Below are 15,441 nucleotides of genomic sequence, written 5' to 3'. Positions count from 1 at the left end.
TGGGCCTCAGCGTGCGCCATCGCGCACCCTGAGGCCCACGACCTATTTGGGCCTAGGCTCGGCTGCATGATCACCGCACTGCACACCCTGGTGTACGCCGAGGACCCCGATGCTGCGCGGACGTTCTTCCGCGACGTGCTGCAGTTTCCCGGTGCCGACACCGGCGGCGGCTGGCTGATCTTCCAGACCGGCCCGAGCGAACTCGCCTGCCACCCGTCGTCGTGGGAGCACGGCGGCGAGAAGGGCAGCACCGATCAGCGGTTCGACCTCTCGCTGATGTGCGACGACCTGGCCGCGACCGTTGCCGAGCTGACCGAGCGCGGCGCGAGCTTCGAGGGTGAGGTCGTCGAGGAGCAGTGGGGCTCGACGATCCAGCTCGTGGTCCCCGGCGCCGGCACGATGACGCTCTACCAGCCCAAGTACGACGCCCCCGCCACCGCGCACCCCGACGACACACTGGTCTGGTGAGCGCTCAGACGCCGCAGCTCTGGGACGCCGAGGCGGCGGGGTTCGACGACGAGCCCGACCACGGGCTGGGCGATCCGTCGACCCGAGACGCCTGGCGCGAGCTGCTGCTCGGCGTACTGCCGCCGGCGCCAGCGCGGGTCGCCGACCTCGGCTGCGGCACCGGCACCCTCTCGCTGCTGCTCACCGAGGAGGGGTACGCCGTCGACGGCGTCGACTTCTCGCCCGAGATGGTGCGCCGAGCGACGGCGAAGGTCCCGGCCGCGAGCTTCAGAGTCGGCGACGCCTCCGCTCCCGCGCTAGAGCCGGCGGCGTACGACGTGGTGCTGAGCCGGCACGTGCTGTGGGCACTCCCGGACCCGGTGGCCGCGTTCGGGCGGTGGGTCGAGCTGCTCCGGCCGGGCGGTCGCGTCGTACTCGTCGAGGGCAGCTGGTCCACCGGCGCCGGCCTCACCGCTGAAGGGTGCGAGGAGATCGTCCGCACCCGGTTCGCCGACGTCACCGTCACCCCGCTCCCCGAGCCCGTCTACTGGGGCAAGCCGATCACCGACGAGCGCTACCTCCTCCTAGCCCGCTGACCCGGCCCGTATTGACCTGAAATTGCACCGACCCGGCCCGTGTTGACGACATCTGTGTCAACAAGGGCCGGGTCGGCGTTCTCAGGCGTCAACAAGGGCCGGGTCGGCGTGCTTAGGCGACGTCGCGGCGGCGCATCAGGACGAGCGCGATCAGCGGCAGGATCACGGCGTACACGCCGACCGTGACCAGGGCCTCGGTGCCGGACAGGACCGTGAGTACGCCTGGGGTGCCGTCGCCGCTCGAGGGCGGGTCGACGATGGCCCCGATCAGCGAGCCGGCGGCGGTGCCGGGCAGGTAGGTGGTCATCGTCTCCACCGCGGACAGCAGGCTGCCGACGCCGCGGAGCAGGTTCTCGAGCACCAGCGCCCAGGTCAGGCCGAGGCCGACCGAGAGCGCCGGGCCCTTCGCGAGGATGCCGAGCAGGAAGCCCGCCAGCGCCCACATCTCCATCACCAGCATGCCGCCACCCAGTCCGCGGCCCAGCTCACCGAGCGACGGCCAGACCAAGCTCTGCGACTCCACCCCAGTGATCCCGAGCGAGATCCCGAAGGCGAACACCATGGTGATCACGACGGTCGTGGCCACGGCCACGGTCAGTGCTGCCAGCGAGCCGAGCACCGCCGACTGCCGGGACGGACCCTGGGTGAACACGGTCTTCCAGGTGCCCCAGCCGAAGCCGTTGCCGGCCACGATCGCGCCGAGCACCATCATCATCGCGCCGCCGAACATCGGCATGCCCTGGGCGACCGCCTGGGGCACCGCTGCCGGCAGCAGGTCGGCGAGCAGCGCATCGGTGGAGGTGCCCTCGTTGGAGAACGACCCGTCGCCGGTCGCGTACGACACGTAGTTGAACACGTAGGCGAACAGCGCGGTCATCGTCAGCCAGGCCCCGATGGTCACCCAGACCGCCGGCCACCGGCGGAACCGCAGCAGCTCCGCGCGGGTGCTGCGCATTACGTCAGTGATTGCCCCAGTCATGACACCTTCTCCTTCGAGCTCGTGTGGTTGTTGTTTCCGTTGGCCGGGCCGGTCATCTCGAAGAAGACCTCCTCGAGCGTCCGCTCCGACGCGGTGACCTCGTGTACGTCGACGCCGGCGTGCACCAGCTCGCGCGTCACTTCGGCCGCCCGCTCCGGGTCGACGGCGAGGCGGATCGAGTCCCCGTTGTCGTCGATGGCCAGCTCGACTTTGTCGTCCCCGGCGATCCGCATCGCGACGGCGAGCGCCTCCTCGAGCGGGGTGGCGCGCACCCGCAGCGTCGTACCGCCACGCAGGTCCGCGACCGTCGACTCCTTGAGCAGCCGGCCGCCGTTGATGACGCCGACCCGGTGGCAGATCTCCTGCACCTCGGCCAGCAGGTGACTGGACAGCAGCACCGTCTGGCCGCCGCGGGCCAGGTCCACGATCAGCGCCCGCATGTCGGCCATGCCGGCCGGGTCGAGGCCGTTGGTCGGCTCGTCGAGCACGATCAGGTCCGGGTCGCCCATCAGCGCCGACGCGACGCCGAGACGCTGCTTCATGCCCAGCGAGTACGACTTGAACTTGTCCCCGCCGCGCGAGGCCAGGTCGACCCGCTCCAGCGCCGCGTCGACGACGCTGTCCGGCAGGCCGCGGTAGCGGGCCATCACCTGCAGGTTGGACCGGCCGGACAGATACGGGTAGAAGCCGGGGCCCTCGATCAGGGAGCCGACCCTCTGGGTCACTTCGGGGCGCCCGGCGGGCGACCCGAGGACGCGGGCACTGCCGGCGGTCGGCCGGATCAGTCCCAGCGCCATGCGCAGCGTGGTCGTCTTGCCCGCCCCGTTTGGGCCGAGGAAGCCGTAGACCTCGCCGCGGTGCACGGTCATGCTGACCTTGTCGACGGCGAGCCTGTCGCCGTACCGCTTCGTCAGCTCCTTGGTTTCCACCACTAGTTCGTTCATGGGTCTAACGCTCTCGAGATTCGGCCGGTACGACGTCCGCCCGGCAGCGGCACTCAACGGCCGCGGCGTACGCACGTTTGCGTACGCCGGTCCCGCGCCGGGTCGTACGACGCCAGACCTCGCGCGCCCTAAGGTCGGACGCATGATGCAGTTGTTGCGCGGCTCGGTCCGGGAGCTTCGCTGGGCCCTACCGCTGGCGCTCTTCGTCGGTGTGGGCTCGTTCTTCGCGAACGCCGCGGACGACAGCGACGGACCAGGGGGAAGCGAGCCCGAGCTGCACGCGCTGGCCGGGACCGAGAAGGCGGCGGTCGTGATTGCCGTGCTGGCGGCCCTGGCGCCAGCACTGGCCCGCCGGGCGCCCCGGACGACCGTCGTCGCCATCGGTGCGCTGGTCGCGACGTACCTGCTGATCGGGGGAGACGACGGGCCGGTCTACCTGACTCCGATCGTGGCCAGCTTCGCCGTCGGGTTCTACTGGCCGGTCCGGCGCTGGCTGTGGTGGGGCGTGCTCGGGCTCGCGCTGGAGCTCGGCGGCATGTTCAGCACCTGGGGCGGCATCGACGACCCTGGGGTCTTCGCCCAGTCGCTCGCGATCATCGGCCTGAACGTCGCCGCCGTCGCGATCGGCGCGAACCTGCGCAACCGGCGCGAGACCCGTGCGGTGCGGGCGGAGCGAGCGGCGACGGTCGAGCAGCTACGGATGGCCCAGGACCTGCACGACGGCGTCGGCCACGGGCTGGCGGTGATCGCGATGCAGGCCGGGGTGGCGCTGCACGTGCTGGAGAAGGACCCGGCCGCCGCCCGGGCCTCGCTGGAGGCGATCCGGGACACCTCGCGCGAGTCGCTGGAGGCGCTGCGGGCCGAGCTGTCCCGGCTCCGGCCCGGCACCGCGGCGGCCGAGCTGGCGCCACGGCGCGGGCTGGCCGACCTCGAGGTGCTCGTGGACCGGGTGCGGGCCGGCGGCCTGGACGTCCGGGTCCGCAACGCGGTCGGCAGCGAGCTGCCGGTCGAGGTCGACGAGGCGGCGTACGTCGTGGTGCAGGAGTCGCTGACCAACGTGCTGCGGCACGCGGACGCGACCACCGCGCAGGTCGGCGTGACCGACAAGGGCGGGTCGCTGGTGGTGTCGGTGGCCGACGACGGGCAGGGTGGAGCCGTGAGCGAGCACAGCGGCACCGACACGGGAGGCACGGGCGGGATGGGCATCAGCGGCATGCGGACGCGGGTCGAACGGCTCGGCGGCACGCTCGAGGCCGGGCCACAGCTCAACGGAGCCCGCGGGTTCGCCGTACGCGCGACCATTCCGCTGGCTGCGCGGGTGGGCGCATGATCCGGGTCGCGGTCGTCGACGACCAGGGCTTGGTCCGGATGGGGCTGACCACGCTGATCAACAGCGAGCCCGATCTGGAGCTGGCCGGCGAGGCGGCCGACGGCCGGGCGGGCCTGGCGATGCTGCGCCGCGAGAAGCCCGACGTCTGCCTCTCCGACATCCGGATGCCGGTGCTCGACGGGCTCGGCATGCTGCGCGAGGTGGCGGCCGACCCCGCCCTGACCGGCGTACACGTGGTGATGCTGACGACCTTCGAGCTCGACGAGTACGTCTTCGAGGCGCTCCGGCTGGGCGCGAGCGGGTTCCTGCTGAAGGATGCCGACCCGAGCGCGCTGCTCGACGCGATCCGGGTGGTCGCCGACGGCGGCTCGCTGCTCGCCCCCTCGGTGACCCGTCGGGTCATCGAGCACTTCGGTACGACGGGGCGCGCGGCGCCCGAGCCGCACCCCGAGCTGCATCGCCTCACCGAGCGCGAGCGGGAGATCGTCGCCTGGGTCGCCACCGGCCGCTCCAACTCGGAGATCGCCGAAGAGCTGGTGGTCTCGCCGGACACCGTGCGCACCCACGTCTCCCGGTCGATGGTCAAGCTGCACGCCCGCGACCGCGCCCAGCTCGTGGTCTTCGCGATCCAGTCCGGTCTCGAGCCGTAACCGCGGCTATCGACTGGCGACCGCGAGCCGTCCACGCACCAGTGTCGCAATCGTTTCCGCCGCGGGAGCCGCGGCGATCCGGTCGGCGTACACCTGGGCGGCGGCAGCGAGCTCCGGACGGCCCAGCGCCTCCTCGATCGCGGTGGGAAGGTTGTCGAGCCGGTCGGCGCGGACCGCCAGTCCGGCTGCCTCCATCCGCGCCGCGTGGTCGAACTGGTCGTAGTCCACCGGCGTCACCACCGACGGCAGCCCGGCGGCCAGCGTCTGGTTGAGTACGCCGGAGCCGCCGTGGTGGGCGACCAGGTCGTAGCGCGCCAGGTCCCGCGCGTACGAGACGTAGGGCAGCACGGCGAGGTTGGGCAGCTCCGATGCGACGGGCGCGGCATCGGTTCGGCCCAGGCTGACGTGCACCTCCAGGTCCGGCAGCCGACGTGCGGTCGCCTCGGCGGCGGCGACGAGCTGCAGCTTGTGCCAGGCGAGGTGGGTGCCGGCGGTGACCAGGACGTGCCGGCGGCCCTCGACGAACGGCGGCTGCGGCGCATCGGTCGGCGGGGTGTAGAGCAGCGGCCCGACCCAGACCACCGACTCCGGCACCGAGCGCTCGAACTCGAAGCCGGCCGGCATCTGGGCCAGGATCACGTCGGGGGAGTACGCCGCCTCCGAGCCGTCCGCGCGGTATGGCGCGGTGAAGCCGAGCTCGCGTAGCCGCCGCCGTGCCACCAGGAACGCGGTCCGCTTGAAGGCACGCACCCCACGCCGGGCCGCCGCGTCACGCAGCCGGCCGAGCGTCCCCTCGCCGGGTGACCAGCCGCCGACGTACGCCGGCGGGCCGAGGCGACCCTCGATCACGCACGGCGAGGAGTGGCCGGTCCACCACGGGATGCCGAGGGCCTGCGCCGCTGGTCCGACCGACGGGATCACGTAGTCGGCGATCACCAGGTCCGGCCGCCGCGACTGCCACGCGGCGCGCAGCTCGCGCTGGAAGTCGGCCTGGATCGCCAGTGACGCCCGGAACTCCTCGATCAGCTTGCGCGGGTTGCCGTTGATCGGCTCCTCCGGGCTGGTGATCGCGTCGATCCGGGCGTCGCCGCCGTCCAGGATGGCGATCCCGGTCAGCCCGGCGGCAGCGATGTCGGCCTGGGCGCCGGCGGTGCTGAACACCCGTACGTCGTGCTCCTCGGCCAGCGCCCGGCCGATCCCGAGCGCCGGGTGCAGGTGGCCGCGCATCGGCGGCGCGACGATGTCGATCAGACTCATCGAGTGCTCACTTCGGTCAGCAGGTCGCGGCACAGCCGCGCGACCTCGGGGTTCTCCAGGTAGTCGAGGTGGCCGCTGTCGACGTACACATCGGCGCGACGGCCTGATCGGAAGCAGCGCGCGACCCAGTCCTGGCGGCTGCACACGCGGAGCGTCTCGCAGGCCGGCGGCCTGGTCGCGACCGGGCCGTAGGCGAACACGCTCAACCGGTCCAGCAGCTCGGGCGGCAGGTCGAGCCGGCCGAGCAGGTCCAGCCCGATGCTGCCCGCCAGCACCAGTGTCCGGTCGGCGCGGTCGAGCTGGGCGATCACGGCGTCGCGGTGTTCTGAGAAGGCGGGTCGGCGCATCGCCAGGAACAGCCGCCCGTGCCGCACGCTCGCCAGCCACAGTGGCACCTTCCGCCAGGGGCGCATCGCGGCGTCGTACGGGAAGTTGAGCGGCGCCTTCGCCTCGTCGGGCACCGGCAGCGCGTCGAGGAAGGCGCACTGGGCCGGCGACAGGTCGCACGAGCGCGGGTCGCTCTGGCCGGTGAGGAAGACGACCTGGAACGGCAGCATTAGATCGGCCTGAAGTCGGCGTCGTCGACGCCAGCGGAGCCCCGGGTGGCGCGGAAGGCGCTCCGCGACTTTCGCACCACCCGGTAGCGCCGGGTGCGCCAGGTGATCGTGCGGCGTACCGAGGCGTGGGTGAGGTGCACCGGCTGGGTCAGCTCGGCGACCAACGACGTGACCGGCCGGTGCAGGCTGCGGCCGTAGATGCGCTTCTGTACGCCGGCCAGCGTCGCCGCGCGAACACCGAGCACGACGAGCGCCGGCCACGGCTTCCGGGACCGGACCGACCCGGCCAGCACCGCCCACAGCAGCAGCGGCGGAGTGCCGTGCAGCCCGCTGATCGCGGCCACCATCCCCGGCGGCTGCCGCTTCAGCAGGATCGTCGCGAACAGGAACCAGCGGTGCATGATCCGCGCGTACTGCTCCGGCCCGTCGACGGTGGTGGCGATCCACTGCGGCGAGGCGGTCTGCACGATCCGGCCGCCCGCTCCGTGCACCAGTCCGGCCACCGCGAGGTCGTCGGTCAGGCTGCGCTGCACCGGCTCGAACCCGCCGAGCGCGCGCAGGTCGCGCACCCGCAGCGCGTAGGTCATCCCGTTCAGCGTGACCGGCGGCAGCGAGAGGTAGGTGAGCGCGGCGTTGTTGTCGACGAACTGCTCGACCAGCCGAGCCCAGAGGGTCTCGCTCGGCAGGTACGCCGGCAGCCCGGTCGCGACCATCCCGTCCTCGAGGCCGTCCAGCAGCGCGCCGAGGCTGGCCGCGGGGAGCCGGGTGTCGTCGTCCAGCACCACGAACACGTCGTTGTCGCCGCACTTCTCCAGCGCCCGCCGCAGCTTCCACAGCTTTGGGTTCACGCCGTCGGGCGCGGGCGGGCAGCTGATCACCAGCACGTGGTGGTCGGCCAGCTCGGCGGCGATCCGCTGGGCCTCCGGGTCATCGTCGTCGACCAGCCAGACCAGCCAGGCACCGGCGAGCTCGCGCAGGTTGTCGGCCAGGGCGTCGCGCAGGCCCGGATCGCCGGACAGGATCGGCTGTGCGACCACGACCCGGCCCAGCTCCTCGTCCGACGGCGCCCGCGGCGCGGGCGCCTGCCTGGCGCCGCGGAGGGTGGCGACGGTTTTGCCGCCGAGCAGCGCGAGGTACGCCGCGCCGGCGAGAGTCGACGCCTTCACAGCCGCTCCTTCTGCCAGGCCACGAACCGCTCGATGCCCTCGTCGATCGAGATCGCCGGCGGGCCGAGGTCGGTCAGCATCTTGGTCGGGTCGAAGGTCTTCGACCAGGCCAGTACGCCGACGCCGTACCGGGTGATCGGCGGCTCGCCCCGTAGCCGCACCACCCGCCAGGTCCGCTCGATCAGGGTGGCCGCGCGCAGCGCCGTACTCAGTGAGACCTCGCGGTCCGGTCGCGCGAAGCCGAGCCGGTCCAGCACCTGCAGCAGCAGCGACTGCATGTCGATCGGCGCGCCGTTGGTGAGGTGGTAGACGCCGCTCAGCTCGGGCCGGTGCGCCAGCTGCAGGAGGTAGGCGGCCAGGTTGTCGACGTAGATCACGTCGCCCATCGCCGGCGTCGTGCGGCCGGTCAGCAGCGGCAGCTTGCCGGCCTTGGCGGCCGTGATGATCCGCGGGAACAGCACTGTGTCGCCCGGCCCGAACACCGCTCGTGGCCGGGCGATCACCCAGCTGCCGGAATAGGTGCGGGTGATCTCCTCGCCGGCCGCCTTGGTGCGCGCGTAGTCGTTCGCGAAGCCCGGCCCGACCGGCGACTCCTCGGTCAGGTCCAGCTGGTCGCCGTCACGGTAGAGCACCGAGCTCGACGAGACGTAGACCAGCCGCGGCCGGCCGTGCCGCTCACAGAACTCCACGACGTTGCGGGTCGCGTCGACGTTGTCGCGCTGGAACTGCACCTTCGATCCGTACGGCGCTGCCCGGGCCGCGCAGTGGATGACCGCGTCCGGCTGCCCGTCCATCAGCTCAGCCAGGCCGGGGATCTCGCCGTTCTCGATGCGGCCGAGATCCACGCCGCCGAGGTAGCGGGTGCCTTGGTTTCGAGACGGTTGCTGCGCAACCTCCTCAACCGGCGGCCGACGACCCGTCCCGAATGTGCCTTCACCGCCCAGCTCGAGCACCCGGCCCCCGACGAACCCGGACGCGCCGGTCACCAGGATCTTCATCAGTCCAGCCCTCTCACTCGGCGGATCCGCCGCCGCTTGTCGGTGGCCGCCTCGACGGGCCACGGCATCGTCTCGAGCTTCGGCGGCGGTGCGTGCAGTCGCTCGGCGAGGTCGCCGATCTCGCGTTCGACCTGCTCCGCCGTCGCCCCTCGCAGCGCGATCCGCCAGATCTCGCCGTGCTGCTCGACGCGGTAGTCGTTCGGACGTGCAAACGCCATGGCATGCCGCAGGACGTCGGGGAAGACCGACACCGTTTGCACGTCCGTCCCGCGGAGGTCGAGGACGTCGTCGCAGCGGCCGAGCACAGCCCGCACGCTCCGGCCCGGCCGCCCGCACGGGCACGGCCCGTCGGCCGCGAGCAGTACGTCGTCGAGCCGGTAGCGGACCACCAGCTGGGTGGTCCGGGTGAAGTCGGTGACGATCGGCACGAACCGCTCGTCGTCGAGCCCCTGGTTGTCCAGCCACTGGGGCTCGATGTGCACGTAGCCCTCGTTGAGATGGACCCGCCGCTCCGGGCACGACACCCCGAGCAGGCCCTCGGTCGCCTGGTAGATCTGCTCGACCGGCACGCCGTACGCCGCCTCGATCGCCGCCGCGTCGTCCGGCTCCAGCGTCTCCGCTGCCGCGATCACCTGCGTCGGCCGAAGCGCGACCAGGGTGGTCAGCTGCCGAAGCACGCTCGGTGGGCCGACGAGTACGTCGACGTCCGAGACCGCGGCGACGTGCTCCTCGAGTGGACGGGTCAGGTCGCAGTAGCGGAACTCGACCCGGCTGCTGCCGAGGGTCTCGTAGAGGTTGCTGTTGGCCCTGAGGAACAGCGCGACCTTGAGGGGCGCGCGGCGGGCGACGATCCGCAGTGACGCCGGCGCGAGCAGCTGGGCCATCAGCGCGCCCGCCCAGCGGCGCCGCTCCCGGTCGCTGACCAGGAACACCCCGGGCCGCCCGGACGTGCCCGACGACAGCCCGACGGTCACGCCGTGCACGGTCGGAGTGAAGTCGCGGGTCCGCTCGGCCTCCCTGGCCACGTCCATCGCCTGCTCCAGCGTCACGCCGTACCGGTTGAAGCCGGCGAAGTCCGCCAGCACCGTCGCCTTGTCGACCACCGGCAGCTCGGCCAGCGGCCTGCCGACGTACGGCGCGTAGAAGCTCGCCCGCGGCAGGTCGCGCCGCAGGAACCTGGCCAGCGCTCGGGCCCGGCGGGCGTCGTACCACCGCTGGCCCGGAAGCCAGCGGTCGTGGGCGAACGTCGCCCCCACCGCAATCGATTCAGTCGAGGGGGAGTCAGGCACCGGCGTTCCACTCCCGGAAGGCCTCGACGCAGTGGGCGGGCAGGATGGTCAGGTCGGCGTGGTCGGCGTCCAGCCGGTGCAGCGAGCTCAGCGTCGACCGGGCCGCGCCCGGATCGTCGAACATCGCCGCCACCGGCCGGGCCGGCGGCTGGAGGTCGCGAATCGCCCGGCTCGACCAGGCGGCGTCTCCGGCGAGCAGCACCTGACCCCCGCCGTGTGGACCGTCGGCCACCGTCAGCAGCAGGCCGATGTGACCCGGCATGTGGCCGGGCAGGTCGACGGCGACCAGGCTGCGGTCGCCGACCAGGTCCCACCCGGTGAGGCCGTCGACCGACACAGCGGTCCGCTCCTCGACGGCATCGAACCGGGACTTCACGTCCTCGGGCAGCATCGCGGGCAGCAGGCCGTGTCGTACGGCGGAGATCCCGCGCAGCGAGGTGACCTGCTCGAGGCCGGCCCGGCCCGCGCTGATCCTGGCGTTCGGCAGGTCGCGCAGCCCGGCCACGTGGTCTCCGTGGAAGTGCGACACGACGACCCGGCGTACCTCCTCCGGCTCCGCGCCGATCCGGCCGAGCTCCGCCGCGATCGAGGTGTCGAGATGCACCGGCAGCAGGGTCCGGTAGAGCCGCTCGGGCATCCGTGCGGTGGCGTCGAAGAAGTGCTGCGAGTAGCCGGTGTCGAACATGACCCAGCCCTCGGTCGGGTGCTTGATCGCGGCCGCCAGCGACGGGAACTCGATGTTCTTCCACGGGCCGCCCTTGCGGGACAGCGCCTCGAGCTGGTTGCAGCGGCCGAGGCGCAGCCAGTGGAACTCGACCTCGGGTTGTTCCAGCAGGGGTTGACTCAGTAGCACAGGACCACTCCTCCGATGCTCAGGCCGGCGCCGGTTCCGAGCAGCAGCGCGTGCTCGCCGCGAGCGAGTCTGCCCGAGGTGACGGCCGCGTGCAGCGCCGAGGGCAGCGAGGCGGACACCTGGTTGCCATGGTCGGCGTAGATGTCGACCACCTGCTCATCGCGGAGCTTGAACTGCCGGCGCAGGTAAGCGAGGCCGTGGTGGCTGGCCTGGTGGGGAACCACGAGCAGCTCGTCGAGGGTCAGGTCGCAGCCGGCGAGCAGCTCGTCGACGAACCCGGGAAGGTACCGCGCCGCCAGCCGGAACACGCCCATCCCGTCCATCCGGAACCTCATCAGCCCGAGCACGTCGGCCGGCTCGTCCATCCGACCCGGCGCGTGCCGGGAGCCGCCGCCGCGGATCTCGCAGGTGTGCGCGCCCTCGCTGTACGTCGCGAAGCCGGACCCCACGACTGCCGAGTCGGTGGCGTCGGCCGGGCCGAGTACCGCCGCTGCCGCACCGTCACCGAAGATCCCGGACGCCCCGAGGTTCGACCAGTCCAGCCCGGTCGAGGCCAGGTCGGAGGAGACCATCAGCACCGTGCGGTGCCGGCCGGCCTCGACCAGCGTCGCCACCAGGTCCAGCCCGGCCACGAACCCGAGGCAGCTCGCGTTGACGTCCCAGGCCGGGATCGGCCGCGCGGGCGCCAGCTGCTCGTGCAGCAGCGCGGCGTTGTAGGGAAGTGGCTGGTCGGGCGTGCCGCTGGAGCAGACGATGAGGTCGACGTCGGCGAGCTCGAGGCCGGCGGCGTCGAGCGCCTGCCGAGCGGCCCGGGCGCCGAGGGCCGCGGCGCTGCCGCGCTCGACGTACCGCACCTTGACGCCGGTCGCCTCCTCGACCGAGCCGGGCGCCAGGCCCAGCCGCTGGTCGAGGTCGGCACTGGTGAGCGCCTCGTCGGGCAGCGCCGCGCCGGTCCCGAGGATCCGCAGGCCGCGGCGCCGATGGTGGAAGTCCCCGTTGGTCATGGTCGCCAACCTAAGCCCCGCACCCGGGCCGAGGGCATCAGTGCGGGTACTCAGGATGTCCAGCCAGCGGTTTGGGGCCGACGTGCTCAGTGAATCGCGATTTGTACGGACAGATCTGTACGGACAGATCCGCTTTTCGCCGACCACACCCTCCCGAGATCCTCGGCTGGGCCAGGCGTTGCGCAGGAGCCTGTGGACAACGCGAGCGGCGCGATGTCGATCCCGCCTACCCTCGCCGAATGGCGAACGCGACGGAGCGGGTCGAGTTCAGACTGCGGCCGGACGAGAAGGAACGACTGGAGCGGGCGGCCCAGGTGGTCGCCACGAACGTCAGTCGGTTTGCCCGTCGCGCCATCCAAGAGCTCACGGATCTCGTTCTCACCAGGCATGACTCGCTGACTCGAGTAGAGCGTCCCGAGTTCGATCGGTGGCGGGCGAAGCTAGGCGCTCCAGCCAGCCCGCCAACCGGACTGCAACAACTCGCGGCGCGGTTCGGTGCACTGCCCGCCGCTGAGCAGCAACAGCTCCGGGCCGAGCTGTTCGCGCCGGGCCGGCACCGCGTTGACACGTTCACCTCGGGCACCGGTTCGGGGAGATCGGCCTGGGACCTGGAGCCCGGACCGGTCGACGTGTGGCTCCAGGACCACGAGCACCACCTCCTCGGGCTGCGTGCGGAAGGGCTGGCGCGCCCGTCGGCCGCGACGACCGTCGAGTCCTGTTTCGTCCTGAGCCGCAACGAGTGGCAATACATCGAGGGCTTCTACACCGTGCGGCCGCACCGACTCGTCTGGGGCGATCCGCCGTTCGAGCCGGGTGAGGAGATGACGGCGCTCCTGATAGGGCGACTAACCGTGGCGGAGCACTACCAGCGAGAAGGCCTGGGTGGCCTGCTGCTTGTCGAGGCTCTGCGTCGGCTCCTGGGCGCGAGTGAGGTGGACGGCGCCCAGTTGGTGGTCGTCTCCGCCCCTACGCCACTCGGCCGGACCTTCTACGAGAAATACGGATTCGTGCCACTCTCGCGCGGCGCACACCTCGCCATGACCGTCGACGATGCGCGCGCCGCGCTGACCTCCTGATCGCAATAGGTCTTGGGCGGACGTCAGACGCGGGCGAACGTCGAGACCTGGCCGCCGTCGAGGTCGTGGGTGACGACGTGCCGGAACTGGGTCGGCGAGAACGTGTCGCCGAACATCGGCGTACCGGCCCCGGCGATGACCGGGTAGCGCTTCACGATCAGCTCGTCGACCTCGTCGATCAGGTGCGAGGCGAGTTTGCCGCCGCCGGCGAGGTAGATGTCCAGCCCGTCCTCCTCCTTCAGCGCGCGGACGACGGCGGCCGGATCTTCGCGCACCACGGTCACCGCCGGGTCGACGTCCTCCGGCAGGCGCGAGCTGACGACGTACTGCTTGAGATGCGCGTACGGCGAGGTGATGCCTTCGCGGTAGGCGAGGTCGTACGTCGCCCGGCCCATGACGATCGTGTCGAACCGCCGGTTGGGCTCGTCGCTGCCCATCGCCGCGCGGACATGGGTCGGCAGCACCTCGGGGTACTCCTGCCGCCAGTGCCCGATCAGCTCGGCCGACGGCACCCCGTAGAAGTCGACTTCGCCCTCGGGCCCGGCGATGTAGCCGTCGACGCTCAGGCCGACGTAGTAGGTCATCTTTCGCATGACCGCCAAGTTACGTGGCCCACTCCTCGTGCCAGCCGTCGACCTCGGCGGCCTTGCGGGCGGCCGGACCGGTATAGATGGCCGACGGCCGGATCAGCCTGCCGGTGCGCTTCTGCTCCAGGATGTGCGCCGACCAGCCGCCGGTACGAGCACAGGTAAACATCGAGGTGAACATGTGCGGCGGCACCTGTGCGAAGTCGAGCACGATCGCGGCCCAGAACTCCACGTTGGTCTCCAGCACCCGGTCCGGGCGCCGCTCGCGCAGCTCCTTGAGCGCGGCCTGCTCCAGCGCCTCGGCGACCTGGTACCGGGGCGCGTTCAGCTCGCGCGCGGTACGCCGCAGCACCCGGGCCCGCGGGTCCTCGGCCCGGTAGACGCGGTGGCCGAAGCCCATCAGCCGCTCGCCGGCGTCCAGCAGCTCCTTGACGTACGACGCCGCGTCGCCGCGCTTCTCGACCTCCTCGATCATGTGCAGCACCCGCGACGGCGCGCCGCCGTGCAGCGGCCCGGACATCGCGCCGATGGCACCGGAGAAGGCGGCAGCCACGTCGGCGCCGGTGCTCGTGATCACCCGCGCGGTGAAGGTGGAGGCGTTCATGCCGTGCTCGGCCGCCGAGCTCCAGTAGGCGTCGATCGCCTTGACGTGCTCGGGGTCCGCCTCGCCCTTCCAGCGGATCATGAACCGCTCGGCGAGAGTGGCGCCCTTGTCGACCTCACGCTGCGGGACGACCGGCTGCATCAGGCCGCGGGCCGACTGCGCGGCGTACGACAGCACCATCACCGCGACCCGGCTGAGGTCGTCGCGAGCCTGCTCGTCGGAGATGTCATAGGTCTGCCCGAAGCCGAACGCCGGCGCCAGCATGGCGACCGCGGCCTGTACGTCGACGCGCACGTCGCCGCTGTGGACGGGCAGGTTGTAGGGCTCGGCCGGCGGCAGGCCAGGCTCGTAGGCGCCGTCGATGAGCAGGCCCCAGACGTTCTCGAACGGGATCCGGCCGACGATCTCCTCGATGTCGACACCGCGGTAGCGGAGCGCGGAGCCTTCCTTGTCGGGTTCGGCGATCTCGGTCTCGAAGGCGACCACACCCTCCAGCCCGTGGTGAACCTCGGTCATGCGCTGGCTCCTTAGACTTGGTTCTTCCGTCGCCGCATTCTGCCTCACTGGGCACTAGTGTCAGCGCCATGGACCTCGGAAACCTGCTCGGCGGTCTGGACGCCGACAAGCTGGGCAACGTCATTGAGATCGTCACCAAGAACCAGGGTTCGCTGGAGGCCGTCGGCCAGCTGCCGGAGTTCTTCGAGAAGTTCGCGGCGGGGCTGAGCAACGCCGGCGAGCAGGCCAAGCAGGCCGCCGTCGCGCTGGTCGGCGAGGACGGTTCGTCCGGCATCAAGGGCACTCTCGGCGACTCGGCCAGCGCCCTCGGCGACATCGTCGAGTCGCTCGGCAAGGGCGTGTCGCTGATCGGCGATGCCGCCGACAGCGCCAAGAAGGTCCCGCTGATGGACGGCCCCGCGAAGCGCTTCGCCGAGGCGGCCGACGAGATGGGCTCGACCACCAGCCGGCTCGGCGACCTGGCCACCTCCATGGAGGCGATCGCCGACACCCTGGCGAAGGTGGGCGCCGCGCTCGCCAAGCTGGGCGAGCACCTCGACGACTCCGGCAGCCAGGCCCGCGGGTTCGCCGCTCCCATGAAGTGACGGA

17 protein-coding genes are annotated in these 15,441 nt (G+C 71.7%); 6 read left to right on the top strand and 11 right to left on the bottom strand.

Features of this window, described 5'->3' with window-relative positions:
* Positions 1–66: 66 nt before the first annotated feature.
* The gene (locus DDV73_RS15270) at positions 67–468 is read left to right on the top strand and encodes a VOC family protein (protein ID WP_109508110.1); all 402 of its coding nucleotides are present in this window, start codon (positions 67–69) and stop codon (positions 466–468) included.
* Positions 465–1,043, top strand: a complete 579-nt coding sequence (locus DDV73_RS15265; RefSeq protein WP_206050893.1) for a class I SAM-dependent methyltransferase — start codon at positions 465–467, stop codon at positions 1,041–1,043. The genes DDV73_RS15270 and DDV73_RS15265 overlap by 4 nt, the downstream gene beginning before the upstream one ends.
* A gap of 112 nt (positions 1,044–1,155) precedes the next feature.
* On the opposite strand, the gene DDV73_RS15260 is transcribed toward DDV73_RS15265, so the two are convergent.
* The gene (locus DDV73_RS15260) at positions 1,156–2,022 is read right to left on the bottom strand and encodes an ABC transporter permease subunit (protein WP_109508109.1); all 867 of its coding nucleotides are present in this window, start codon (positions 2,020–2,022) and stop codon (positions 1,156–1,158) included.
* On the bottom strand, positions 2,019–2,966 hold the full coding sequence (locus DDV73_RS15255) for an ABC transporter ATP-binding protein (RefSeq protein WP_109508108.1): 948 nt from the start codon (positions 2,964–2,966) through the stop codon (positions 2,019–2,021). The genes DDV73_RS15260 and DDV73_RS15255 overlap by 4 nt, the downstream gene beginning before the upstream one ends.
* 142 nt (positions 2,967–3,108) lie before the next feature.
* Between DDV73_RS15255 and DDV73_RS15250 the strand changes: the two genes are divergently transcribed.
* On the top strand, positions 3,109–4,296 hold the full coding sequence (locus DDV73_RS15250) for a sensor histidine kinase (RefSeq protein ID WP_161962415.1): 1,188 nt from the start codon (positions 3,109–3,111) through the stop codon (positions 4,294–4,296).
* Entirely contained in the window at positions 4,293–4,946 is a 654-nt protein-coding gene (locus tag DDV73_RS15245; RefSeq protein WP_109508106.1) for a response regulator, read from the top strand. Before DDV73_RS15250 ends, DDV73_RS15245 begins: the two co-directional genes overlap by 4 nt.
* Before the next feature lie 6 nt (positions 4,947–4,952).
* On the opposite strand, the gene DDV73_RS15240 is transcribed toward DDV73_RS15245, so the two are convergent.
* The 7 genes from DDV73_RS15240 to DDV73_RS15210 are packed head-to-tail and all read right to left on the bottom strand — an operon-like array spanning position 4,953 to position 12,070.
* A complete protein-coding gene (locus DDV73_RS15240) occupies positions 4,953–6,203 on the bottom strand; it encodes a glycosyltransferase (protein ID WP_109508105.1) in 1,251 nt (416 codons plus the stop codon).
* Positions 6,200–6,760 carry a hypothetical protein gene (locus DDV73_RS15235; protein ID WP_109508104.1) on the bottom strand — a complete coding sequence of 187 codons (561 nt, stop codon included), beginning with the start codon at positions 6,758–6,760 and terminating at the stop codon, positions 6,200–6,202. The genes DDV73_RS15240 and DDV73_RS15235 overlap by 4 nt, the downstream gene beginning before the upstream one ends.
* Complete coding sequence (locus tag DDV73_RS15230) at positions 6,760–7,926, bottom strand: glycosyltransferase (protein ID WP_206050892.1); 1,167 nt, start codon at positions 7,924–7,926, stop codon at positions 6,760–6,762. Before DDV73_RS15230 ends, DDV73_RS15235 begins: the two co-directional genes overlap by 1 nt.
* The gene (locus tag DDV73_RS15225; RefSeq protein ID WP_109508102.1) at positions 7,923–8,924 is read right to left on the bottom strand and encodes an NAD-dependent epimerase/dehydratase family protein; all 1,002 of its coding nucleotides are present in this window, start codon (positions 8,922–8,924) and stop codon (positions 7,923–7,925) included. The genes DDV73_RS15230 and DDV73_RS15225 overlap by 4 nt, the downstream gene beginning before the upstream one ends.
* Positions 8,924–10,180 (bottom strand): F390 synthetase-related protein, encoded by a 1,257-nt coding sequence (locus DDV73_RS15220; RefSeq protein WP_161962414.1) that lies wholly within the window; start codon positions 10,178–10,180, stop codon positions 8,924–8,926. The genes DDV73_RS15225 and DDV73_RS15220 overlap by 1 nt, the downstream gene beginning before the upstream one ends.
* 25 nt (positions 10,181–10,205) lie before the next feature.
* A complete protein-coding gene (locus tag DDV73_RS15215; RefSeq protein ID WP_109508100.1) occupies positions 10,206–11,066 on the bottom strand; it encodes an MBL fold metallo-hydrolase in 861 nt (286 codons plus the stop codon).
* Positions 11,057–12,070, bottom strand: coding sequence for a 3-oxoacyl-[acyl-carrier-protein] synthase III C-terminal domain-containing protein (locus DDV73_RS15210; protein WP_109508099.1), 1,014 nt, complete (start codon positions 12,068–12,070; stop codon positions 11,057–11,059). The genes DDV73_RS15215 and DDV73_RS15210 overlap by 10 nt, the downstream gene beginning before the upstream one ends.
* Positions 12,071–12,309: 239 nt before the next feature.
* Between DDV73_RS15210 and DDV73_RS15205 the strand changes: the two genes are divergently transcribed.
* The gene (locus tag DDV73_RS15205) at positions 12,310–13,146 is read left to right on the top strand and encodes a GNAT family N-acetyltransferase (RefSeq protein WP_109508098.1); all 837 of its coding nucleotides are present in this window, start codon (positions 12,310–12,312) and stop codon (positions 13,144–13,146) included.
* A 23-nt stretch (positions 13,147–13,169) separates the two neighbouring features.
* Here DDV73_RS15205 and DDV73_RS15200 read toward each other — a convergent pair whose 3' ends face one another.
* Both DDV73_RS15200 and DDV73_RS15195 read right to left on the bottom strand, forming a co-directional pair.
* Positions 13,170–13,739: a dihydrofolate reductase family protein gene (locus DDV73_RS15200; RefSeq protein ID WP_109508161.1), complete on the bottom strand. Its 570-nt coding sequence runs from the start codon at positions 13,737–13,739 to the stop codon at positions 13,170–13,172.
* Between the two features lie 10 nt (positions 13,740–13,749).
* Positions 13,750–14,853, bottom strand: coding sequence for a citrate synthase 2 (locus tag DDV73_RS15195; protein WP_109508097.1), 1,104 nt, complete (start codon positions 14,851–14,853; stop codon positions 13,750–13,752).
* A 68-nt stretch (positions 14,854–14,921) separates the two neighbouring features.
* Here DDV73_RS15195 and DDV73_RS15190 point away from each other — a divergent pair, with 68 nt between their 5' ends.
* Positions 14,922–15,437: a hypothetical protein gene (locus DDV73_RS15190; protein ID WP_109508096.1), complete on the top strand. Its 516-nt coding sequence runs from the start codon at positions 14,922–14,924 to the stop codon at positions 15,435–15,437.
* Positions 15,438–15,441 lie beyond the last annotated feature (4 nt).

Origin of the sequence: Nocardioides speluncae, from assembly GCF_003121585.1 — a bacterium.
GTDB classification, from domain to species: domain Bacteria; phylum Actinomycetota; class Actinomycetes; order Propionibacteriales; family Nocardioidaceae; genus Nocardioides; species Nocardioides speluncae.
Note: the sequence above shows the minus strand (reverse complement) of the source record. Positions and strands in the feature narration are given on the sequence as shown.